The sequence below is a fragment of the Chitinophaga agri genome (assembly GCF_010093065.1).
GTDB lineage: Bacteria > Bacteroidota > Bacteroidia > Chitinophagales > Chitinophagaceae > Chitinophaga > Chitinophaga agri.
In genome coordinates, this window is sequence record NZ_CP048113.1 from 7262318 (window position 1) to 7288909 (window position 26592).

Consider the following 26592-nt stretch of genomic DNA (forward strand, 5'->3'; position numbering starts at 1 on the left):
TCTTACATGGTCTCCAGTTCCTCCGGATGTTTCGGCTTATACCAGCCGTAGTAGTAGGCCAGTATCAGTACGCCAGTCATAAAAGGGATCAGTGCCAGGTGTTTGTAGGTGATGGAACCGGTGACGATATTCGCATCAAAGTGCAGGAACTCACTGGCCATTCAATAGGAGTTAGCCATGATCCACACGGCAATTGCCAGATTGTGGCACAACTCGGACATGAATTGTCGTGTACGGTAAGCGATCACAAGTGCAATGATCAGTGTAGGGAATATCATCGCGATACCGAGCGGTTTCCAGATGAGGCACCAGCCTATATCCTTCAGTAACCAGAAAACGATATGAAGATTTTCCATTTTCCGGTATTTCAACGGAATGCTGTACACGGGAGTGTTTTCGGACATATTTGATGTTGATTGTGCCGGCAAAAATATAAAATCTGGCATCAATTGGTATAACTCTTGTATTAACCATTGCGGACCAAAAAAATTTAGCTATGAAAAAAGCATTAATAGCCGCTTCCATTGTCGGCGCAGCAGCAGCAGGAGTGATCATTTACCTGACCCGTAACAAGAATGGCATGCAACGCCTCCTGGATGGTGCATCTTCCACCGCAGATGATGCCCGTCGTATGGCGAACCGCCATTTACGTAAAACACAGAAGAAAATTAACAATATGATACATGAGACAGCTGTGGAGTAACTTTTTTGAGCAGGCCCTTTTACCGGGGGTAGTTAGTGTCATAGTTACTGCCCCGGTAAAATTCCTGCTTTTATGTTATTTCGCCGTCGCTTGTCCGCCGCTTGTTCTCTGCTTGTTATACCCTTCCGGCCCCGGACACTTTTTACCAGTATTTTGTACTATATAAAAGGGCTCCTTCCAGATAAACTTTCTCTGAAGCGCTTTGGCGCACATCTTTTTCTCTTTCCCTGATAAACGACTGAAAGACACCGCTGTCCTTCACCCAGCTTTGCTACATCCGCCAGATCCACCTGTTCAGCATGATTGTTCATGTACCCAATGCCTGTTTGTTACGGCGACTGTCAGTGCTGGGCAGGCCTTTGTGGACAGTTGTGCCCGATAGTGATCGCATGTTGCGCGAAATGGACAGCTCCTGTAATATAGTCTGAGGGAGATCGCCAGCAGTCAGGTATTGAATAAAAAGTATTATTGCCGTGTGAAAAATAACAGTAGTTTTGGAAAGATATGTTCCGCGACATATCTCACGTTATGAAGCATTTCCTTCCAGTAGTGGACAGGATCATTATTTTCCTGTGTTAATAATGAGGCATTGTCCTGATTCACCACAACATTAAACACGCTATGACCAGGAAGGGGCTGATGGCCCCTTTTCTTATGGGTATGAATGACAATGATTTATGAAAAAGAGTACTCAAAAGTCTACTCAATACTAACCTTGGGTAAATATTTCCATTACATTTGTAGAATATTTAATATTTAGGACCCTATATCCTGTTGACCGAGCCTATGCATCACCCTATACCCGCACTGCGAATAGCAGTGTTACTATTGTTATCGATCTTACTGAAGCCTGTTGTTAGTAATGCTACAGATAATAGGCTTTATCTCCCTGGAGATACCGCCAAAAAAAGCATTGAAAGCTATGCCCTCGGTGTTTTCGACAAGATTAAAGAAAAGAATAAGTTTATTAGTTTCCTGACCAATGAATCTCTTGGCACATTGCCTGTAGGGCTGGTTCGTGAGATTAACGGTAAAGTCTATGTTATTGCGATAGACAGTGTGCGTATGACGCCACAGGGTGCTTTTCTGAGTGCTTATTTCCGCTTTACATTTCCTGGTACTGAACGTGAACTGATCTTCGGCGGAAAAGATATTGCTTTCACGCCGGGAGGAATTGGCGCCGGTGCTTCTACTAAACTGGTATTGCTGAATGACCAGGAAGTGCAGATCAATGAACACGTTGAACTGACGTTCCCCGGCAACGCCAGCAACTTTGTGGAATGGGACTGTAATGGTTTTAAGGCGGCTAATCTGAGTGGCATGTTTGAATTCGACAAAGGATGGCTGCAACCTGACAATCCGAATGAGGACAAGGTGAAAGCTGCGCTGAACGTCAACGCAAAAGACCTCAGTAATATTATGGCGGACATTGATATTCCCGCCTTTCGCATTAATGGTTTGAATGATTTCAGCTTCAAGGTAAAACATGCTGTGATAGATATGAGTGACGTGGCCAATCCTGCCGGTCTCAGTGTCACGCCAGACATGCTGGAGGATGCTGGCAGTCCGCTGTTATGGAGAGGGTTTTATCTGCAGGAGCTCGAAGTAGGACTTCCACAGCAAATGGCGTCAAAAGATGGGCGGCCTAAAGTGAACGTCACTAATTTTATCATAGATGATCAGGGGGTAAGTGGATCGGTCAACGCCAGCAATATCGTGAAACTGGGCGATGCCAGTGCCGGCGGATGGCCACTGTCTATTGAGAAAGTAGGGCTGAGCTTCAGTAAGAATAAGCTGAATGGTGGTTCACTGGGCGGGCAACTCAGAATAGGCTTCCTCGGCGATGACCCGCTGGATTATGACGCCAGCATCAGTATGCGCGGTAATGATACGTACTACAATTTTGCGTTGCAGACCACAGCTGATAAAGCATATTCGTTCTTCGCAGGTAATATCACACTGAATAAAGACTGTCGTATTGAAGTTACGAAAACCGACAAGGATTTTATTCCGAAAGCAACACTTACGGGCAAAGTTGATCTTAATAAAAGTGTACTCAATGTAAAAGGTATCTCATTCGAAGACCTTACACTCTCGACACAAAAGCCTTATGTGCACAGCGGCACATTTGCGATCGCGACGGAGGGCGGATCAAAGATGAGCGGTTTCCCTATTGGGTTTGACGACCTGAGCCTCGGTATCTCAGATGGTAAAGTAGCGGTGGGTGCAACGGTAAAACTCAACTTCATGAACTCAGGAGACAAAGGCTTCAGTGGTAGTACATCCTTTGTTGTTACCGCTGCACAGGATGAGGTGAAGTCGACCGTCATGGTAAATAATATAGCAGTAGAAAGAATAGATACTCGCTGGAAGCTGGATAAAGTGACTGTAAACGATATTGACCTGACCGTAAAAGTAATGGCTTTCCAGATGCATGGTATCATCAGCCTGTTTGATGAACATCCTGTATATGGGAATGGTTTCCGGGGCATGCTTGATTTTTCTCTGCCCGGTCCGATACCCAAAGCAAAAGCAACTGCCTATTTCGGCTCCAAAGATGATTACCGCTACTGGCATGTGGACGCTTATATCGGTGTCAGTATACCCATACCGCCCATGTTACAGATCACGGGTATGATGGGCGGTATGTCCTATCATATGGAACGTCCTTCCAACTTTGACCCGTATGACTCCAGAAATGCCATTGATAAAAAGGGCGGAATGAAAGATGTCAATGAGATATTCCAGTACGTGCCATCCAAAGATGCCGGACTAGGTTTCATGGGTGGTGTTTCGCTGGCACTTGCAACGGAAATGGTGGTCAATGCGAACGTGGCGCTGGAAGTACAGTTTGGTTCCAACGGAGGCTTCCGTTATGCACAGTTTGACGGAGCAGGTTATGTGATGCATGAGGCGTTAAAAGCAAAGAGCAAGAACGAAGCGAAGGAAGATGAAGCAGCGCCGGCCTGGGTGCAGTTCAAAATGCGGTATGACAATGTCAACAGCACTTTTGACGCGAACATGAAAACCTATATCAACATTCTTGGTGCGATCAAAGGCATCAATGAAAGAGGACTCGTCGGTGAATCGGCCCTTCATGTCGGACCCGATGACTGGTATTTCTATATAGGACGTCCTTCACAGATGTTCGGCCTTTCTATCGCAGGTGTAGCGGAAGTGAAAAGCTATTTCATGATGGGGTCCAAAGTGGAGGATATGCCACCATTACCAAGTGCGGTGACAGAAGTATTTGATGATGTGAATCTCAACTTCATGGCCATGGAAAACACCATGAGCACCGGTAAGGGATTTGGTTTCGGTGCGCACTTTAAAACCGGGTTCTCATTCGATTATGGCGTATATGGTGAGTTTGAAGTAGGTGCTGGCGCAGATATACTGTTGCGTAACTACGGCGATGCGAAATGTAAGGGGAGCAACAGTATCATCGGGTTTAACGGATGGTATGCCTCCGGACAGGCATATGCTTATCTGAAAGGAGATGTTGGTATCCGTGTGAAAGTATTTGGTAAGAAAAAAGGTTTTTCCATTGCAAAACTGTCGGCAGCCGTACTCTTACAGGCGAAAGCGCCAAATCCGGCCTGGTTCAGGGGAATGGTTGCGGTGAAATATTCCATCCTGGGTGGTATGGTGAAAGGTAAGGCGAATATTAAAGTGGAGCTGGGTACGGAATGTGAGATCGTCGGTGCAAAAGAGATCAATGTGGAAGTGATCAGTGATATTAAACCGGATGATCAGGGTACCGATGTGAGTGTGTTCTCTTCTCCGCAGGTAGCGTTCAATATTGCCATACAGAAACCATTCTCTATGCTGAATGAATATGACCAGGTGGCTACTTACCGTGCACAACTGGATGAAGTGAAACTGATGAACGATAAGACCCGTATTCCGGGAGAACTGATCATTAACCCTGATGGGATGTCGGCTTCTCTCAAACAGCGTGATATACTGCCTGGTCTGAGTAAACTGACCGCTTCTGCAAAGGTGCATTTCGAAAAACAGAATGGCGCTGCATGGGAAGCGCTGAAAAGCGATGGTAAGAACATTGACTATGAGGTGAAGTCAGCCACGTTCACAACAGCGGAAGAACCAACGACCATCAGCTGGGAGAATATATCCTACTCCTATCCGGTGAAGAATCAGTATAACTTCCTGCCTGGTGAGTATAAAAAGGGATATATAAAGCTTAAATATGGCCAACCTAAACTATTTAGGAAGACCGATGAGAAAGGCAGGAACTATAGTGTGAGTGCGGCTTTTACCTCCGGACAGAAACAGGCTGTCAGTACGACGGTCTCCTATGATGAAAGTGCATCGCAGGTGAACTTCGATATTCCGGGGGGCCTGTCGGCCGAGATGGTGTATACCTATAACATTGTACGGGCTTCATTAGATGGAGAAGCTGCCGCCAACAACGTAACAAAGAAGGAAAATACAAGTGTCGGTGAACAGGGCGACAGTACGACGATCACACAGACAGCCCTGAAAGGAGACGCCAGGTCTGATGCAGATAAAGAGCTGATCGCCTATAGTTTTCGTACCAGCAAGTACAAGACGTTTGCCGAGAAAATGAGCGCTGTTAGCGGTCAGCAGGATGTGTGGGATATTGCTACAGGTTGGGTAACGGTTATCGGTACCCGTTTTAATACGGAGGAGAAATTTGACAGGTTCGATATAGAAGGAGATGCTGCATTGAATACAAGACCACTGGTGCAGCTGAAAGCAGGGACTAATAATGCCTGGTTACAAAACCAGGTGCTGCCGCTGATGTATAATGGTTACCCATTTGATCCATCCATGACGTTGTCGCGTGATCCTGCTACTACCGGCGGTATTCCTCCGCTGGAAGCAGTGAGGATGTTCAATAACGATGATAGCTACCATCAGCTGGAAAGCAATCATGTCACCGATGGCGTTGCTCCGCTCAAACCAGGTGTTTGCAGGTACATGTACTTTGTGCCGTTCAGTGTGCATGAGGACTATGTGGAACTGATGGCGAAGGCCAGCCGTTTATATGTGAGCGGTAAAGCGTCTTTACAGGTCACGAATCTGCTGAACAATACCTTCCCTGATCTCAAAGGAAATATTTACTATCCGGTGGAATTACAATACCGCTTACCGGGTCTTAACCAGATTTCCTCCACAATTACAAAAAGTATTTACTATAAATTATAAGTCGCATGCGTCGAATCCTATTGACCCTTTTGTCGTTAGTCACCTTGTTGTTATGCGGCACATTTAATTCCTATGCGCAGGAAAATCTACATAAGATTGTCGGTCTGGCCGATCCTAAAGACGGAAAGATCCGTTTGAGATGGTCTCCTGCAAGTTACATTGCCTGGGAGATCGGGAACAAATACGGTTATACCGTTGAGCGTTTTACTATCTCACAGAATGGTGTGCTGGTAAATCAGCCGAAACCGGTCATGCTGACCCGGCAACCCCTGAAACCTTACCCGCTGGAGCGCATGGAAGCATTGTCTCAGCAGCATGACCGCATTGCTGTTATTGCAGAACTTATATATGGGGAAGGGGCGAAGAAAGTGACCCCTGAAGGAGGTATCGGTGCATTTCTTGAAAGTCAGCATACGAACGACTGGAGAATGGGTATGGCGCTGCTGACCTGTGATCTCTCAGTACCTGCCGCTCAAAGTGCCGGATTATACCTGGAAGACACAGATGTAAAAAAGGGTGAGCGGTATGCCTATCGTATCGCACCAGCACAACAGCCCCAGAACCTGGTGATCGATACTGCATATATAGTTGCCTCTACTGACGAACCGTTTATACTTGCCAGGCCACAGGAGCTGGCTATAGTTTGTGGTGATAGCAGTGCGACACTGGGCTGGATCACTACTTTCTCACGCAGTATGTATAGTGCCTATGTGATAGAGCGGGCTGTAGATGGTAAAAACTTTAAACCAGTTTCTGAGCTGCCTGTTATTCCGACCGCTCCAGATAGAAATGGGTTCTCCTACTACCAGGATTCACTACCTGATAATGATCACCGGTTTACCTACCGTATACGGGGTATTTCCCCATTCGGTGAGTATGGTCCATATTCGCAAACGGTAGAAGGAATAGGGGTGCCTACGGTGTCCGATCGCCCTGTAATGGATACGATCATTGTTGTGGAGAATAAAAAGATCACCCTGCAATGGTCGCTGCCAGGTAAATTATCCCGCCAGCTGGATAAACTGATCATTACCCGTGCTGATAAAAGCCGTGGTCCGTTCGAGACTGTCGCCACACTGAAAGGAAATGCACTCACCTTTACAGACGGGCAGCCGGGTTTGTCAAACTATTACCGTATTAAGGGTATCACTAAGAATGGCAGGGCTATTTATTCTTTTCCTTATTTCGCACAGCTGATAGACAGTACGCCTCCCGCAGTACCTATAGGATTAACCGGTAAGATCGATTCTACAGGCATTGTAAAGCTGCAATGGACGGCTAATAAGGAGACAGACCTTCGGGGCTATCGCATATTTCGTGCGAACAGCAGCAAGGAGGAGTTTGTAGAGATCACCAGGACCATACTGGAAAAGCCGGCATTCACCGATACCGTTACTTTGCGCACGCTCACTTCGCATGTGTTCTATAAAGTGATAGCGGTAGATAAGAACTATAATCCTTCCGACTATTCACCCTATATCATGTTGAAAAGACCGGATACGATCCCGCCATCCCGTCCGCTGATGACAAAGGCCTACCGCTCCGACAGTCTTCAGGCCATTGTACTGGAATGGATCAATAGTTCCAGCAGCGACGTTGTAAAATATACTTTGTACAGGATCAACACCAAAGATAGTACCCGCAGGGAAGTGGCTGTATGGGATACAGCTTCCAGACGGGACCATTACCTGGATACTGCATTGATGGCAGGCCATACCTACTACTATGAACTAACAGTCTATGATGATGCGGGGAATTATGCACGGGAACTGAGTGGGGACATCTGGTTTGAGACAGGAAAACGCGCTTCTATCAAAGCATTTAAGGGTATTGTGAACGCGGAAAAGAAGATCATTGAATTAAGCTGGCAATATGATCAGCCCGAAGTCAGGCAATACCGTATTTACCGGGCTAAGAATGATCATCCGTTCATACTGTACAAAACAACCGAAGCTGCCACACAGCAATGGTCAGATAGCGAAGTCTTCTTAGGTAATGTTTACAAATACAAAATAACCGCTGTGATGAAAGGTGATGTGAAAGCTGAAATGAGCAAAGTGGTAGAAGTTAAATTCTAAATGAAAACCCTGATGAAAATTAGTAATAGTATGAAGTGGCTGTTAGGGCTTGTTATTTTGATTGCCGCCGGATGCATGCAGTCATATGGCCAGAGCTTGTCTGGCTCCACCTGGCTGTTCGGCCAGTATGCCTCAGGTAGCAGCACTTCGCCCATGATATATGTTCAATATACTGGTACCGGACAGGATGAAGCGCTCGGAGGTACGCCTCTGGGACCCGGAATGGTAGCTGCCGCAGGAGTAAAAGCGGCACCTCCTTATTTACTGAGAACTTCAACCGGGTCTTCTGTGGGAGGTATTTATACAAGTTCTGCCTATCCATTCGACTTCTCTTCCGAGCGCGACGATCTGCCATTTGTGGGGGCATACAGCAATTATAACCTGGGTAACTCCAGTACTGCCAGTATACGGTGGCTGTACGGGATGGTGGCGCCCAATAAGTTGTCCGCCTCACCGGCTACGGCATGTGGCAATGGTTCTGTATACATCAGCTCAGGTAACAACTGGCCGCTCTTCGATGATCAGTATGTCAAATCATATGTTGTATTTGAATACAATATCGTAGGTACAAGTGCATGGAAGCCGATAGATTCTGTTTCTACCTATGGCGGGACTTATGGATTAAGCTTTGTGCCTTCACAAAAGATCCCCGAAATACGCAGTGGTACTAAAAACGTTCGTTTTCAGAGCAAGGTGAAAGCCGTGTATAGTAATAAAACGTACTATTCGGCTTATTCTGCTGCATCGTCTCCTATAGAAATACTGGCACCCGCTCCAGCGCTGAATGTCAGTCGGATAGAGACGAAAATGACGTGTGCGGGTGAGTCCAATGGCGCTGTCAGGGTACCCGTGGGTGCTGTCACGAGTGCGAATCCGACCATGCGCTGGATACTCAGACCTGGTAATGTAACCAATCCCTGCTTCCCCGATGGTACATCCAATTGTGGTAATGGCATCGCGCAGAGTGAGGGCGCAGTGCCCGTGAGCACCACAGAAATAGCTTACAGCGGTCTTGCTGCTGGCACCTATACGCTTTGGTTCGTGAATCCTGGTGAGGAACTGAGAAGCTGCTTTTCCAGCTATTCATTTACTATCGGCTCCTTCCCGGCGGTAGCTATCGCAGAAGATCAGGGGCAACATAAGAACATCAGCTGCTATAATGCAAACGATGGCCGCCTGCGTGCTACTGCCACCGGTGGCGATCCGGCAGGTCAATATTATTTTACCTTATTACGTAGTGATAACACGATCTATACAGGTGAACAGGCTGGTAATGGGGCCTCTCTGGTATGGGATAATCTGCCAGCGGGTAAATATAAACTCCGCGTCAGAAACGACAGGTGTAGTGATGTACAGACAAGCCAGGAAATTGAACTGACACAGCCTCCTCAAATGACCGGTACGATCAGTCTTGTGCAGCCTACCTGTAATGTGCCTGGTAATGGAGCTGTTACTGTAACGGCAAATGCAGGCGGGGTCGCCTCATTCAGGTATGAGCTGTATAAAGGTGGTGTGCTGCAGCAACAATCCGGGGTTGTGCCAGACAGAAGTTATACTTTTTCCGGACTGACAGGTGGCAACTATGCAGTGCAATTTTACAATAACGACGTAGCTGGTTGTCCTCCATGGGTTGGGAATACGACGCTGGATGCCCCTGTGCCGCTGACATTAGTGCTCGCCTCCCGTGACTCCGTAAGCTGTTATGGAGGTAGTGATGGTAAACTCCGTTTCACTGCTTCGGGTGGAACCGGTGTATATACTTATACCTTGTCTGGTGGCACGATAGGTACACGTACCAGTACTGACGGACTTTTTGAAAATCTGCCTGCAGGTGATTATACTATACAGCTGACTAACCAGGCGTCCGGATGTAATGATCTGGTCGCTCAGCCTGTCAGTGTATTCCAGCGGTCACAGCTCACTATACAGCTGCAACCTGCCGGTATCAGCTGCTACGGCTTTGATGATGCAGCAGTACGGGCCCTGGTAAACGGAGGTTCCGGTAGTTACAGATATAAATGGCAGCAGCTGAAGAACGGCGTATGGATGGAGAATAGCTTCTGGTTTGAAACGGATACAAAGATAGACGCACTGGCTGCAGGTACTTACCGCGTGGTCATCACAGATGCGAAGGCTAACGGTTGTACTGTCACGGCGGATGAAGTGGTGATCAACGATGTAACAGCATTAAAGATCACTGATATTACCGTTACAGATGCCGTCTGTCTCGCTGATGGTGTGCATATTGTCATGACGGCTACCGGCGGAACAGGGGCATATACCTATTCCCTGTCTACAAATGGCGGCACAACCTTCACCCCATTCACCGCTGCCACTAAACTGACCACTTCGGGCGCCTACCATTTGCAGGTAACGGATGCGAATGGTTGTGTCACGCCGGCTGATGATGTCTATAACGTCGCATTACCCGCTGCTGCACTCGATTTTTCCACAACGGTATCTGATTATCACGGTTATAATATCTCCTGTAAAAATGCGGCAGATGGCAGGATCACAGTCAATGCAACCGGCGGTAATGGTGGTGCTTTCTCCGGTTATGAATACAGCCTGAACGGCGGTAAATATCAGGCGTCCCCTGTATTCGACCAGCTCGGTGGTAATAGCTACACGATCAGCGTAAAAGATGGGAGGGGATGTGAAGTGTCAAAGACGATCAACCTGACCGAGCCCGATATGAAAGAGGTGACACTTACCAAAGCAGACATTGCCTGTAACGGTGCTGCTACGGGCAAACTCACCGTTGATATAACCGGTGGGGCTGGTGCATATAACCTTACAGTGAATAGCCAGGCAGTAACGGCGGGTACTACCCTGGAACAGTTGTCAGCGGGTGTATATGACATCCATATCACTGATGCAAATGTTTGTCCGGTAGATACCAGCATCACACTCGTGAACACTTATCCGGCACTGACAATTGATAGTGCTGTTATAACAGCGATCATCTGTTATGATAATACCGCCAGGATCGATATTGGTGCTACGGGTGGCGATGGCGTACATCACTTCAGTCTGAGTACGGATAACTGGAGCAGTGCGACCAGCTACACAAGCGGTGCTGCACTGACTGCTGGCAGCTATGCCTTGCGTCTTACAGACGGACAGGGTTGTATTATCAACTATCCTGATATCCTGGAGATCACAGCGCCTGCTGCGCCACTCCGCCTTACGGCCATTTTATCTGAGCACAACGGATTTAATATTTCCTGTAAGGATGCCGCAGATGGTATCATTACTGTACAGGCCACCGGTGGTAACGGTGGTAGCTATGTTGGCTATCAATACAGTATTAACGGAGTTGCTTATCAGGCATCACCCGTATTCGATCACCTGGGACCAGGCGACTACACCGTCAGCGTTAAAGATGGCAGAGGTTGTATAGCGTCCGTCACAACTACACTGAAACAGTCTGATATGCAGGTGAACCTGACTAAAACAGACGTTACATGTAATGGCGATGCGACAGGTACCCTGACTGTTCAGGTCACAGGGGGGACGACTACATACAGTCTCACGGTGAACGGGCAAGCGGTGACTGCTGGAACCACGTTGCAGCAGCTGCCGGCGGGAATTTACAATATTCATATCACAGATGCCAACGGATGTCCGACGGATACCAGTATTACGATCGTTAACACCTATCCGGCACTGACAATCGACAGTGCTGTGGTAAAAGATATTGTATGTTATGGTACAACCGGTCGTATTGATCTCGGTGGTAGCGGCGGAGATGGTATACATACTTTTAGTCTGAGTACGGATAACTGGAACAGTGCGGTCAATTATACCAGTGGAGCTGTACTGACACCCGGTGATTATGCATTACGGCTGACTGATGGGCAGGGTTGTATCACCAGTTATCCGGATATCTTACAGATCACAGCGCCTGCATCCCCATTCAGTTTTACCGTTTCTTTATCAGACTATAACGGATACAATGTGACCTGTGCAGGTAGCAATGGCGTTATTACTGTGAATGCGACCGGTGGTAATGGTGGCAAATATACCGGCTATCAATATAGTATCGGCGGACGTGCATATCAGTCTTCACCAGTATTCGATCATCTCCGGGCCGGTACTTATACTATCAGTGTAAAAGACGCCAGAGGATGTGAATCGTCTACAACGGTCACGCTGGTGCAATCTGATATGAAGGTGGCTCTAACCAAGACGGATATTATCTGTAACGGCGCAGCGACGGGTACGCTGACCACAGTGATCACGGGCGGTGCAGGTAGCTACAGCCTCACGGTGAATGGCCGGACAGTAATGCCCGGTACGACCTTACAGCAGTTGTCCGCCGGCAGGTATGATATTCATATTACCGATGCAAATGGTTGTCCGATAGATACCAATATCACCATTGTATACACGTACCCTGCGCTGCATATTGATAGTGCGGTCGTAACAGATATTGTATGTTACGGTACGAAAGGACGTATTAATATTGGTGCCAGCGGTGGTGACGGTATGTATACGTTCAGCCTCAGTACAGATAACTGGAACAGTGCATCGACTTACACCACTGGTGCTGCGCTAGACGCGGGTAACTATAAATTGCGTCTCACAGACGGACAAGGTTGTATGACCAACTACACCGACAACCTAAAGGTTACAGCACCAGCATCGCCACTCACTTTCACGACCACATTATCTAATTACAACGGGTATAATATCTCGTGCATGGGTGGTAACAACGGAACCGCCGCTATCACGGCAGCTGGTGGTAATGGTGCGTCATATAGCGGATATACCTATGCAGTCGATGGTGGGATGTTTACAACAGACACATTATTCAAACAGCTCAATGCGGGTAAACATACCTTCTCTGTAAAAGATGCCAGGGGATGTGTCCTGTCAAAAGATGTTGTACTGACAGCGCCAGCCACCGCTATTAATCTGACACTGGTGAGCAGACAGCAGGTACCATGTGCTTCTCTGCCCGTAGGTAGCATTACCGTAACAGGTAGTGGTGGCACAGGAGGCTTACAGTATAGCATTGATAACCTTAACTGGCAGTCTGCTGCAACATTCAATGGATTGGTAGCCGGCGCATATACCGTGATGGTCAGGGATCAGAACGGTTGTGTGAAAACGCTAAGTACAGAAATAGTACCGGTGAATCCGCCGATTGTAATTGACAGTATCACTGTAAATGACATTGTATGTTACGGACAGAAAGGAACGATACAGGTACGGGCCCATGGTGGTACTGGCAGCCTGACCAGCGAATATGCATGGAATGGTGGTAACTACGATCATACTTTCAACAATACTACACCGATGGGAGCGGGTACTTATACGATTCGTATAAAAGATGCTGCCGGTTGTTACTCCGCTGTTTCTGCGGTGAAGCACATCACCGCGCCTTCAACTGCCCTGGACGTTGCTGTAACGACTACTGATTACAATGGTCTGCAAATCTCCTGCTATGGCCGCAGTGATGGCAGTATCAGTCTTGCAGCCACGGGGGGTAACGGTGGTAGTTATAATGGGTATAAATACAGCATCAATAACAGTGCATATGCGACCGCTAATACTTACACTAATCTCACTGCAGGCAACTATAGCATTAAAGTAAGTGATGGACGTGGATGTGAACTTGTGCGCCAGGTGGTCTTACAACAGCCAGCTGCTGCGTTAACACTTGCTGTAAGCAGCAAGGAAGATCTGACCTGTGAGGCTAATCCTACCGGAATGATCGGACTACAGGCCGGGGGCGGTACTGCACCTTATACGTATGCAATGAATGGTGGTAGCTGGCAGCAGGTGCCTGTATTTGCTGCATTGCCTGCGAATACCTACGCACTACAGGTAAAAGATGTCAATGGTTGTATGGCGAATGTGACGGAACAGCTCAACGCGATGTACCCGCCTATCACGGCAACAGCGACTATTGATGATGTCACCTGTAATGGTCTCGCCGACGGGTCACTGGCAGTGATGCCAACGGGAGGGGACGGCCAGTATACCTACGAATGGAATGTAGCCGGATTGTCTGGTCATACCGTGAAAGACCTGCCTGCTGGCACCTATACGGTGAAGATCACTGATGGCGCGGGGTGCTTCAGTTCATTTACCAATGAGGTTGGGCAACCAACCAGGCTACAGCTGGAAGTGGATGCACCTGCTGTCTGCGATGGACAGAACGGAAGCATAGACGCTTATGTAAGTGGCGGTATTGCTCCTTACAAATATTCTCTTAACCAGAGTAGCTGGCTGCCTGCCGGTTCGTTCACACAGATGGAAGCCGGTCAGTATAATATCAGGATACAGGATCAGCATGGCTGTGAGATAGCGCAGGATTTTGCCATCGAAAAGCGGAATGTCAAGCCTGACGTTAACTTCCTGGTAGCTTCCCGCCGCAATGCACTGGATACACTTGTATTAAAAGAGATCAGTGTACCTGCGCCTGATCATGTAAGCTGGAGCTATTCTCCTGCCGCCACATTCCTGGGCTATGAACCTGACGGTACGCCACTGATAAAATTCGCAGCACCAGGAACCTACTGGGTAGAGATGACCGGCACCTTTGGTGAGTGTATCTATTCGGAAAGGAAAGAAGTGATGATCAGTCCGTACGATCCGCTTGCAGGACCTGGTTATACGGTACCCGTGCGGGTCATCGATACCGTGATGATGTCTCCGAATCCTAATAATGGCAATTTCAGCTTCACCGTGAAACTGAACCGTAAGCAGCAGGTAGTGGCCTATGTATATGACATGAATGGTATCATTGCCGGCAAACGTCAGTACGCACCGGCTCTACAGATAGACGATAAATTTTCTGTCGGTGGGACCGCTACCCGCACATTCATCCTTCGGATCATCACTGAAAGCGAAAGCAGGGATGTCCGGTTTATTATTTCCCGATAAATGCCCTTGACCTATGAAATTGCACCGTTATCTGTTGTTTTTTATCACGACCAGTACATGGCTTGCCAATGTTACGGTTGTACAAGGTCAGGCCCTGGATGCGTTCAGTGCTAAAAAGGGCGTGACCATTAATGGGTCGCTGAATGCCAGTACCACCAGCTACGCCGCCAATGGTATTGAAAGCAGACGCGATCCTTTCGCCTGGTACCTGAACGGGAATCTTAACATTAACCTGTTTGGTTATGATGCACCGTTCTCATTTAGTTACAGCAACCAGGGGAAAAATTATGCTCAGCCTTTCAATCAGTTCAGGTTTGCGCCCAGTTATAAATGGGCGCGCCTGTATGTGGGTAGTACAAGTATGAATTTCAGTAACTATACCCTGGCCGGACATATGTTCAACGGTGTGGGGCTGGAACTTACGCCGCCCAAGTGGCATATCTCAGCCATGTATGGTACCCTGCTCAAAGCAGTGCCTTTTGATGTGCTGGTGCCAGAAAGTTATAGCAGGGCCTCATTTGAACGTAAGGGGCAGGGACTAAAAGTGGCCTATCAGGATAACGGGAATACCTATGGTGTTTCCCTCTTCCATGCTAAAGATGATGGTTCGTCATTGCCGTATATTCCGGATGACGCTACGATCACACCCAGAGAGAATCTGGCGGTAGCTTTTAATGTACGGCAGACTATCATCCAACGCGTCTTCGTAGATCTGGAATATTCTGTGTCTGCACTGAACAGAGACGTGCGGGGTGAGAAGAACGCATTCGACAGCAGCAGAGGAACATCCAATCTGCTAAGTCATTTTCTCTCACCTACCAATAATACCCGCTATTTCGATGCGATACAGGCGGGACTGGGATATACCGGCAGCTTTTATACGGTACAGTTGCGATACGAACGCGTGGCACCCGATTTTATCACATTGGGTGCATATAACGTAGTCAATGACATGCGTAACATCACCGTTGCTCCCAGTTTCAAGCTTTTTAACGGCATGGTGAATCTCTCTGCCAATGCCGGGATGCAGGTGAATAACCTGGATAACAGTAAAAGCACCGATGCAAAAAGATGGGTTGCTAACGTAAATGCAAATATTACGGCCGGACAACACTGGGTATTGAACGGCGGGTATTCCAATTTCAGTAATTACACCCGCATCAGACCACAGACAGACCCTTATTTCAACAACCCGTTAGATACGCTTGACTTCTATCAGGTAAATAATACTTACAACGGGATGGTCATGTATCATACCGGTGATAAGGACCGGCAGCAGGCGATCACTTTTAATACTTCCTACCAATACGCCAGTGACCGTAGCAGTAATGATAGTACAGGCCCTGCGCTGAGTAAGTTCTTTACGTCTAATCTAAGCTATGCGTATAGTTTGCCGCCAAAGGATCTTACAATGAGTGCATCGGTGAACTATTATAAGAACGCTGCCGCCGGGTTGAGCACTACTTTTATTGGTCCCGGTGTCAATATCAACAAACAGTTCCTTGAAAAGACCCTGAGGACAGGCGTATCCGCCGTTTATAATGTCACTGAGGCAACAAGCACTGTAGGAGAGGGACAGGCCATACGTACAAACAGCACGTTGTTCAATACCGGACTCAATATCAATTACAGTCCTAAAAGCAAACAGTCAGAGACCACAACAGATACTGAAGGCAGGAAAAAGCTGTTCAATAAACAGACCCATACCATAGGGGCCAATGTTTCATGGGTACTCCGCGGTGCTACCGTCAATCAGCGTGGCTACAATGAACTTACCAGCACCCTCAATTATACCTATTCGTTCTAATGACATATCCCACATTGAAAATGTCCCGTATATACCGTTATCTCTTTTGCCTGCTGTTAATGATAGCCGGCAGCTACCATGCTGATGCCCAGCAATACCCTGTGACAGCCAGTACCCAGATCATACCGCCGTATAGCGTATATCTTCCTGACTATGCCGTACCGGGTAGTGACAAGTTACGTGTCATACTCGTACAGAATGATCTCACGCTGCCGAGCTACGACATCAGACTACAGATGACGGTAGAGCAGAATGGTAGTGTGATCATGCGGTCTTCACCGGCATTTGTACCTAAGCCGCTGACGTTAAGTCCGGGTATTCCTACCATCATCGGGGGTATCGACCTGGTTGATTATCTTAACCCTGCTAATATTGAGTTTAGTGGTGGATTTAGCCGGGAAATATATGAGAAGAACCGGTCACTGCCTGAGGGCGCTTACCGTATCTCTTTTACCGCATATGATTATCGCCGTCCACAGGTACAGGTCAGCAATATTGGCGCGAATGTTTTCTTCTTCCGGAAGAGTGATCCGCCGTTACTGAATCTGCCTATCTGTAACAGCCGTGTGGAAAAGCTGGACCCGCAATTCCTGACGTTCAACTGGAGTAGCCGTAACTCACCAAATCCTTTGCCGGGAAGTGGAACAGAATATATTTTCTCCCTTTATGAGGTAAGGCCGGCAGGGAGCAATCCTGATTATATAGTCAGAAGTGCAAAACCGATCTACACCCTTATAACAGAAACAAATACGATCGTCTATGGCCCCGGTGAACCACAGCTGAGGGATAGTATGCAATACGTATGGACAGTGCAGGCCCGTGATAAGAGCGGCAGGGACATGTTCTCTAACAATGGATTAAGCCTCAGCTGTACATTTAATTACCTTGGTAACAACCCTTTCACACAAAGGAATGTTCCTAAACCGGAACTGACAGGGCGCACAACCGGTCAACGTAGCCTGCGCTTCGGTTGGCCGCTGGCAGATGATGCCTACGAGGTAGAGGCCTATCGTTTACAATACCGCGCAGCGAAAACAGGTAATACGGAGTTTGACTGGCAAACGGCGGAGATGGCAAGAGATACCGCCTATTCCGCTAACGGACTGGAACCTGGTCGTGCCTATGAAGGACGGATACAATGGAAAATAGCGGGCGTATACGGACCTTACAGTGATGTTGTGGCCCTGAAGACAGATTCAGTCAGGCCTTTCGTGTGTGGAGACCCTGCGTTATCGGTACTGCCTGCAAACAAGGAGCCGCTGGTGAGCGCAAACGTCGGTAGCATATTGCGTGTGGGTAACTATGACGTCATACTTACTGAAGTACAAGGCAGCAATGGTAAGTTCACGGGTAAAGGCCGTGTTATTACCCTGGGTTTTGGTATTGGCCTGCAGATGGAATTTAAAGATATCACTGTCAATACGGATATGGCGGTGACAGCAGGTGAAATGCGGGCCGTGACCGAGGGTATTGACAAGTTTGTGCAGGATAAGCTGGACCAGCAACATGGGGGTAATGATGTTGGTAAGGTAGTAACAGGCGATATCATTCCTGATATTACCACCAGACTAAAGATCTTTTCTCCAGCAAATATTAAAGTGAATACGGAGGATGGCACAATAACCCTGAAAGACAGTGAAACCGGTAAGGAGGAAGTCATCAACTACAAGGATAAACATAAGACCCTGCCGCTCATACTGGAGGATGCTGCTGGGAACTTGTATAACATCGATAAAAATGGCAAGGTAACATCTGCAGGTAAACGGGATAGTTCCTTTACACCAGCAGTGCTGGAAGCGCTGAAAAAGCTCGATTTGAGTAAAGGTACCGTCACCTTCGGTGCCACAGCCGGTAACGTCTATGGATTTGATACCTGGAAAGATGTTTATACAGGCAGATCAGCACTGGAAAGTAAATATGAATCGCTCGCAGAAGGTAAGTACCGCGTAAGTGCAAAGGCAATTATACCAGGTGTACAGGAAGAGATAACAGCCACCCTGAAATCCACGGGAGAGATTACCGCCAGCAAGCTGAAATTCGTAACGGGAAAAGGTATTGTACTAGCGTCAAAAGACCTGGGTAATGGCAGCTTCTCTGTGAAAGTAACAGGTGGACCAGGAGGTGATGCCCAGGAAGTGTATGCTGCTTATCCGGGTGAAAAAGGCTACAGCAGTCTTGGTAAGTTGTTAGTGGTAAGTTATACGCCGAAACAAAAGACCGTTGTACTCGTACCGATCGGCAGCGGAACACCGGTGTATGATGAAGCGATCCGGAATAAACTCCAGGAAGTATATGGTAAGATCGGGATGACCTATACGGTGAGAACTGATGATACATTCCGTAATAATAAAGACTGGGATACAAATAAAGATGGTGTATTGCAGGATAAAGGAAGCGGATTCCTGAGCAACAACTTCACTGGAGAGGAAAAGGCACTGAAGAAAGCCTATAGGAAAGCCGCGAAGATCTCCGACGATGAAGTCTATCTGTTCGTTGTCAATGAGGTGGCGCTGACAGATGGAGATCTGTTAGGTAAGATGCCACGTAAGAGCCAGTTCGGCTTCATCTTTACCGCCAGTGCTTCACAGGAAGCTGTGGTACGTACCGTGTTGCATGAGGTAGGACATGGTGATTATACCCTGGAGCATACATTCAGTGAAAGTATCGGGCTGGAGAAGCGTACGACAGATAACCTGATGGATTATAATGGCGGTTACTCCCTGATGAAATACCAGTGGGATATTCTGCATGATCCGGGTAGTGTATGGGGTATTTTTGAGGATGATGGAGATAGTGAAAACTTCTTCGGAGAGAAGATCAGTGAGGCATTTCTGAACAGAGACGGTGTTACCGTTTCATTCCTTACGCCGGCAGGAACAGTAGCCGCTGTTCCGTGGAAGCAACTCGGTAAGGTAGAATTCCAGTATGGAGCAGTCGCTGTGACAGACGACGTATTGAAATTCGCCCCTTACATGACAGTAGGCGCCGTGAGAAGTTTTGAGCTGATGGCCGATACCGGTACAGCGATGCAGCGTTATAAATACGACGACAACAGGGGCTTCTATTACAATACGTCCACGCAAAAGGATTTTGTACAGTCAGCGACTGAAAATGGCGTGGAAGGATTCATCTACCCATTGCATTGTGAGGGCAAGATGAGACTGTATAAGTTCACGCGTAATGAGATGCGGTTGTATAAAGGAGGAGAGCCCAAACTGAAATTTTTTGATTTTGCCCAGCAGTTCAGGCCATTTGCTGTCAATAAACTGATGGCGCCGGAATATTCTCCTATATATATCAGTCAGGCGACAGATGCAGCGGTAAGTGATAGGTGCCTGCATTGTCTGAACGATAATACGGTGAGAATGATGAAGGAGCATTGTGGAGGGCCGGAATATCTCTGGCTGGATAAGGTAGCTCAGATGAGACAGGTGTATCCGGAGTATTTTGCCCGCTTTACGCAGCTGGAAAAGATAACCGATCCTGAGCTTGTAGACAAGGATGCTGCTGTAGGTAACTGGGAACAGCCTGTGGAGTTAGAATATAAGCATAGCGGGAGAGGAGGCAGCTATTACAAACGACCGCCGGAATTCTATCCATGGGGTAAAATACTGAAAGATAGTGCGGCAGTTAAAGCAGCCTATACGGGTGATAGAGAACGTTTCTACAGGAAGTTCTATACGGCGTTTCTCGATTTCATTGAAAATACGGCAACGGTAGCTGATAATAATTTCTGGGATACACTTACTAACCGTGCGAGTTCCTATGACGTGTTTTCCAGGGTAGAAAAAGAACCTGCTTTACATCTTCAATCCGTCAATGTAGATAAAAGGGCGCTGGGTCTTGAGATCTTAACTGCTACCTTCAGCAATGATATCGTTGATTATACAAACGATGACCAGCTTTATCTGAAATTACTGACCAGTTTCAAAGGGGATCAGCGCGTAGCGTTACTGGAATACATTGAGAGCCACGCAGGGTTTAGTGCTACTTACAATTCATTTGTCAGGTTCTGGATGCCTGCCGCTATCAAAGTACCCGCCATGATGGCCTTCAGTAACATGATAACAGCTACGGGGCATTATGATGTGCTGATAGAAGAAAAGGCCGGTTTGATCGATACGCCAAAAGTGGCCAAGCTGGAATCTGATATGCTGCAGTTTAACAATGCAAGTGTGGAGTTCCCGGAAGGTAACAAGATCAGCATCGATGGCAAGCTGTATAATTATAATGATATCGTATCAGTAGAGGTTTCAGGTAGTTTCACTATGAAGCTGCAGAATAAGGATCAGCGCTTTGCAAAAGGTACTATACTGAATATCCCGGCCATCCAGGTGGGACTGATGGCATCTGTCAACACAGGCGAAGTAGCGGAGAAGACAGCCTGGCTCGCATTTGATGTAGGTACTATGGTATTGGGTATCGGAGAAGCGAAAGTTTTATTAAGTGCCGGTAACTACATCAGGAAGTCTATTGTTGCGCTGGATATAATGGGTTCTACTGCTGGTATAGCACTACAGCTGCTGGATGATGATGTGCTTTCACCTAAGCTGAGGTCATCTCTGCAGATTGCCTGCTTCGTTTCGTCTTTGCCCAATATGGCACTCGCGATACCAAAGATCGATAATGTGGTAAAAGACCTCGATCAGGTCATTAACACCAGGTATGGTAAGAGCGGTCTGACGGCCAAAGAGGCAAAAGAACTGGAAGCATTGCGACAGGTCAGGGAACAATTGTCCACAGCGGCTCATCTTTCCGACTTTACTGAAGATGCTTCTCAGATTGGAAGAAGGGCGGTGACAATAGCCGAGGATAAAGATGTGAAGGATGTATTATCCTGGTTGAATACGCATGGCGCTGATGGTAATATTTATATAGCCGTTCATGCTGCCGATGGCGATATGTTCAAAATAATGCACAATGGTGAAGAAAGAATATTAACCCATCGTTCACTGGCAAACTGGATTGAATCCAATCCGAAGCTTTTCCCGGCAGACCAGCAGCTCGTATTACTGTCATGCGTGGATATAGAGACGGCACAAAATCTGAGCCGTAAACTGAAACGTTCTGTAGTAGCTAACGATGGAGCGGTAAGGGTATATGAGAATGGTGTGATCGAGGCGGAAAACAGTTTTAGATACATAGACGCCGGTGGTAATATAGATAAGACCACTGTAGTGCCGGTGGGTAAGCAGGCAGCTGTTAAACCAGGCGATCGCGTCGTCGAGTTGGGCACCAGGTCGGCCAGGGCAGTGGCAACCGCTCAACTGGTCACAGCCTTCAAAAACAAATTTGGTATAGGAAGTGAACTGGCATTGAAGCTGACCAAGAATCCTGACTTTGTGGATGCATATAATAAGAATGCAAGATTGCTGGATGTGATTGCCAATGAATTGCCCGACATCGCCATGCCAGTGAAGAATATGAAGACATTCTCTACCTCTAGGGAGGCCCTCCTGGCAGCATGTGCAGAAGATCCCAAACTATTTGAGATCATGAATACGACCGTCAATAAATGTATTACCCTGATGGGTTCCTCACCTGATTTAGCGGCATATAAGGCGTATGCAGAGCTTAGACAACAGATGACGGAGTACATGCATGGTACGTGGGATATTGAAAAGGGCTTTTTCTCAAATGCAGTTCTTAATACAGCTGTATTCCGGAATGCGGGACTCGATGCGAGAGGATGGGCGAAGGTAGATGCGGGCAGGGCTTTCTGTAAAAGTATCAACGCTGATCAGAATGTATTGGTGGTAAGCCGTCAGATGACAGATGGTACGGAGATCACGGAAATAGCGCATAGTGGTCTGATAAATCCTGGCAGATACAGTGAGCCTGGTACGATCAAACGGGTTGAAAAGAAGTCTTCGAATTACAATCAGTTCATAGTAGGCAAAAACCGCGTGCAGGACTCTGAGTCTAAGTTCTTCGAATACCTGCGGGAGCTGCTCACAACAGCAGACAAGGATAAAAAAATAAATAAAGCAGATATTAAACGGTTAGTTTTGTACACGGAGCGGCCAGTCTGCCCTTCCTGCATGTATGTGATTGCTCAGTTTGAAAAGGAATTTGATATAAAAATTATTGTTTACGAAGGAAAATATCAGCGATAATGGAACAGTCGGCATTTTTATACCTTAATTATTTACTTGGATATGCGCAGGACAGCATGCACCAACAGACCTGTACAGAGGAGGAAGTAGATGAGATCGAACGTTCATTGCATCTGAAGTTCCCCCGGGCATACCGGGAGCTTTATCTGCTGTTGGGAAAGCGTCGTGCGTTCAATATTACAGAACATACATTCAACTATCCTGATTATCAGAAAATGAGAGACGCTGCCATCAAGATGATAGGGGAGGAAGATATCGGCGTAAACTTTGATGACAGCATATTTGTGTTTAGTTGTGACCTGGAGACGACCACCATTTGTTATTTCAGACTGGATGAAGGAGATGACCCACCTGTGTACCAATATAGTTTTGATACCGATGAACCAGAGAGGATGGCTGACCACTTCTCTGCGTATATCAAAATGATGCCCTGGTATGAGGGGTATTTGTGGATGAAAGAACAGGAGTCGAAAAACAGTTAGTAAGGTCCCTTATGAAAAGCGGGCGGCCACTTCAGAGCGGGCGCCAGCTGACGTACATCCTCGTAATAAATTTACAATATGAAAATAGGCGCCTCCTGTGAAGCGCCTATTTTCATATTATTCCGATAACCTTACTGATAATCAATACCCGCTGGTCTCCGCTGCAATTCCCCCTTCCTAATTCTTTAGCTTGTCTTTAAATGCTTTCTTGAATTTCTCCAGTTTCGGCTTGATCACAAAGTGGCAATACGGCTGTGAGCCATTTTGACTATAATAGTCCTGGTGGTAGTCTTCCGCCTTATAAAAATCTGTCATTGGAGCAATTTCCGTCACTACGGGTTTGTCATAAGCGCCGGATTCCTGCAGCTTTTTTTTATAGTGTTCCGCTAACTGGTGTTGATTTTCATTGTGATAGAAGATCACAGACCGGTATTGGGTACCGACATCGTTCCCCTGGCGGTTCAGTTGTGTGGGGTCATGGCTTTGCCAGAATGCCTGTAACAGTTCTTCGTAAGAGATCTTCTCCGGGTCATAGGTCACCTGGATCACTTCTGCGTGACCGGTAGTGCCTGTACCTACCTCATCATAGGTGGGATCGGCGACAGTACCACCTGCGTAACCTGATTCTACCTTTGTTACACCATCCAGGTACTGAAACTGCGCCTCGGTACACCAGAAACATCCGCCACCGAAAGTGGCTTTCTCCGTTTTTACATTGTTGCTGACTTCCATATCTTCTGGTACTTTATCGTCTGATTTTCCGTTCTGTTTGCAGGCGCCAAGAGTAAGTGCCATTAAACAGACTAAGAATAAGTATCTTCGCATGATTTAAATTGTTGAAAGTGGCATTTGCGGTCCAGGGAGCAGATACCCTCAGCAGGTTAAATTACGACAAGATTGATGTATTAGATCAACAAGTTAAGTAACTTTAACATTCTTTTGCCGCACCGTGGGCACGACGGAACGGCATAAGCCAATTTTAACCGTCTGTAAACAAAGGGTTTACAGGCTTTGTATGGATAAGTAAGATGAAATATTTTCCCGATTCAGCACTCGTACAGCTGGAGTTCGACAAGGTACAGGCTTTACTAAAAGAGCATTGTAAAACGGAGTTGGGTAAACAAATGGCAGATGATCTGCGTTTGCACACCCATATTGATTATGTAAAAACGGCGCTGCAACAGGCCCATGAATACAAGCAGCTGACTTTGCTGCAGGAACACTTTCCCAACGACTACGTACTGAACCTGAAAAATGAGCTGCGCATGCTGGGCATCCAGGGGGCTGTACTGGCCGAGGATCAGATCATGCAGCTGCGCAAGCTGGCAGAAAGTATGCACAGTATCGTGCGCTTTTTTGACCATGACAGACGCGTTACGTATTCCGGGCTATTCAGCGTTATTTCTCATACCCATTATGAGAAAAAGATCACCGCGCTCATTGATGAAATACTTGATGAGCATGGGGAAGTGCGCGATAACGCCACCCCCGAGCTGGCGAAGATCCGTATGAACCTCTTCCGCAAAAGAACAGAATTACGCCGTGCTTTTGACCGTGTACTTAGTAAGCTCAGCAAACTGGGTTACCTGGCAGACACGGAAGAAGCCTTCCTGAACGGCAGGAGGGTAGTGGCTATCTATGCGGAGAATAAACGTATGGTGAAAGGTATACAGCATGGTGAATCTGACACCCGCCGTACTACCTACATAGAGCCGGAAGAGACGATAGAGCTCAATAATGACGTGGGAGCCCTGGAACGGGAGGAGAACAAGGAAGTGTACAAAATACTGCGTACGCTCACGCATAGTCTCAGTCAGCATGCACATCTGCTGAACAACTACCATGAGATCCTGGGTTTCTATGACTTTATCAGGGCAAAAGCCAAGCTGGCGCTCGACATGGATGGAAACTATCCTATGCTCACGCCGCATGCGGAAGCTAACCTGGTGAATGCCTATCATCCACTCCTGTTGCTTTATAACCGCCGTAATCAGAAGCCGACCATTCCGGTTAATCTAAACCTTAATAAAGACAACCACATCCTGGTGATCAGTGGCCCCAATGCCGGTGGTAAGACAGTCACCATGAAAACGGTTGGGCTGATCCAGCTGATGCTGCAGGCAGGCCTGCTGGTGCCGGTGCATCCGAGTTCCCAGATGGGCATTTTCCGGCAGCTGATGATCCACATAGGGGATACCCAGTCCCTCGAGTTTGAGCTGAGTACCTATAGCTCTCACCTGAAGAATATGAAGTACTTCATGGAGAATGCCAACGGTAAGACGATGTTCTTTATTGACGAACTGGGAAGTGGTTCTGACCCGAATCTGGGTGGTGCTTTTGCCGAAGTGATCATGGAGGAAATGGCGAAGAAACATGCCTTCGGTATTGTAACGACGCATTACCTCAATCTGAAAGTGATGGCCAATAAAGTACGGGGTATCATCAATGGCGCGATGGGCTTTGATGAGGAGAACCTTGCGCCGATGTATAAACTGATCGTAGGTAAACCAGGTAGTTCCTATACGTTCTCGATCGCCCAGCGTATCGGCTTACAGCCGGCACTGATCGCCCGCGCCAAAAACCTGGTAGATGAGGGACATTTCCAGCTGGATAAACTGCTGAATAAGGCCGAACAGGACCTTCAGAAGATAGAAGCCAAGGAAAAGGAACTCCAGAAGCTATTGAAGGAAAATGAACGGCTGAAACGCGAATATGAGATCCTTTCTGATAAGGAAAGGAAAAGCCAGCAGTTCACCACCCTCAAACTACAGAACCAGATCAAGGAAGATGACCTGCAGTACCTGAAGGACATGGAGCGCAAAATGAAGCAGATCGTATTTGAGTGGAAACGCTCAGAAGATAAGCAGAAGGTGCTCAAGCAGGCAGAAGCCCTGCTGTTCCATAAACGCCAGAAGCAGGTGAACGAACGCTTCGAAAAGAAGATCCAGGATAAATACCAGGAAGTGATAGGTTCTGACCTTAAACTGGGCGACCAGGTGAAGATCAGAAGTAACGGTCAGGTAGGAAAACTGATGGAGATACGTGATAAACGCGGTATTGTGAAACTCGGTAATATTCCTATGAACGTGGCCATGTCTGACCTGGTACTGGTGAAGGAAAGGCCGAAGGAAGAAGTGAAGAATTAATCAGGAATCAGGAATTCATGCTGCTAAAAGTTTTCCTGGTTATACGAAGGGCGCTCCTGGCTATTGGTCGGGAGCGTCTTTTATTTAGGCATAACGCTATAAATATTGGAAATTCCTCATTCCCCCAGTCCCGGTTATTTATTTAGCCGGCTAAATAAATAAAACTTTTC

At 47.2% G+C, this 26592-nt stretch carries 11 protein-coding genes; 8 read left to right on the top strand and 3 right to left on the bottom strand.

Going from position 1 to position 26592, the window contains the following annotated elements:
* Positions 1-2 precede the first annotated feature (2 nt).
* On the bottom strand, positions 3-161 hold the full coding sequence (locus GWR21_RS31620) for a hypothetical protein (protein ID WP_238430064.1): 159 nt from the start codon (positions 159-161) through the stop codon (positions 3-5).
* Positions 162-356 (bottom strand): hypothetical protein, encoded by a 195-nt coding sequence (locus GWR21_RS31625; RefSeq protein WP_238430066.1) that lies wholly within the window; start codon positions 354-356, stop codon positions 162-164.
* Between the two features lie 140 nt (positions 357-496).
* On the opposite strand from GWR21_RS31625, the gene GWR21_RS28665 reads away from it, so the two are divergent.
* From GWR21_RS28665 to GWR21_RS28695, 7 genes are all read left to right on the top strand, one after another.
* Positions 497-703: a hypothetical protein gene (locus tag GWR21_RS28665; protein ID WP_162335128.1), complete on the top strand. Its 207-nt coding sequence runs from the start codon at positions 497-499 to the stop codon at positions 701-703.
* A 786-nt stretch (positions 704-1489) separates the two neighbouring features.
* Positions 1490-5896, top strand: a complete 4407-nt coding sequence (locus tag GWR21_RS28670; RefSeq protein ID WP_162335129.1) for a hypothetical protein — start codon at positions 1490-1492, stop codon at positions 5894-5896.
* Between the two features lie 5 nt (positions 5897-5901).
* Positions 5902-7974 (top strand): fibronectin type III domain-containing protein, encoded by a 2073-nt coding sequence (locus tag GWR21_RS28675; RefSeq protein ID WP_162335130.1) that lies wholly within the window; start codon positions 5902-5904, stop codon positions 7972-7974.
* 30 nt (positions 7975-8004) lie between these two features.
* Positions 8005-14871 carry a SprB repeat-containing protein gene (locus GWR21_RS28680; RefSeq protein ID WP_162335131.1) on the top strand — a complete coding sequence of 2289 codons (6867 nt, stop codon included), beginning with the start codon at positions 8005-8007 and terminating at the stop codon, positions 14869-14871.
* Positions 14872-14884: 13 nt separating this feature from the next.
* Complete coding sequence (locus GWR21_RS28685; protein WP_162335132.1) at positions 14885-16678, top strand: hypothetical protein; 1794 nt, start codon at positions 14885-14887, stop codon at positions 16676-16678.
* A gap of 20 nt (positions 16679-16698) precedes the next feature.
* On the top strand, positions 16699-22794 hold the full coding sequence (locus GWR21_RS28690) for a deaminase domain-containing protein (RefSeq protein ID WP_238430068.1): 6096 nt from the start codon (positions 16699-16701) through the stop codon (positions 22792-22794).
* Positions 22794-23276, top strand: a complete 483-nt coding sequence (locus GWR21_RS28695) for an SMI1/KNR4 family protein (protein ID WP_162335134.1) — start codon at positions 22794-22796, stop codon at positions 23274-23276. The genes GWR21_RS28690 and GWR21_RS28695 overlap by 1 nt, the downstream gene beginning before the upstream one ends.
* A 177-nt stretch (positions 23277-23453) precedes the next feature.
* On the opposite strand, the gene msrA is transcribed toward GWR21_RS28695, so the two are convergent.
* The gene (gene msrA / locus GWR21_RS28700) at positions 23454-24071 is read right to left on the bottom strand and encodes a peptide-methionine (S)-S-oxide reductase MsrA (RefSeq protein WP_317165762.1); all 618 of its coding nucleotides are present in this window, start codon (positions 24069-24071) and stop codon (positions 23454-23456) included.
* Between the two features lie 233 nt (positions 24072-24304).
* Here msrA and GWR21_RS28705 point away from each other — a divergent pair, with 233 nt between their 5' ends.
* Positions 24305-26422, top strand: a complete 2118-nt coding sequence (locus GWR21_RS28705; protein ID WP_162335135.1) for an endonuclease MutS2 — start codon at positions 24305-24307, stop codon at positions 26420-26422.
* Positions 26423-26592 lie beyond the last annotated feature (170 nt).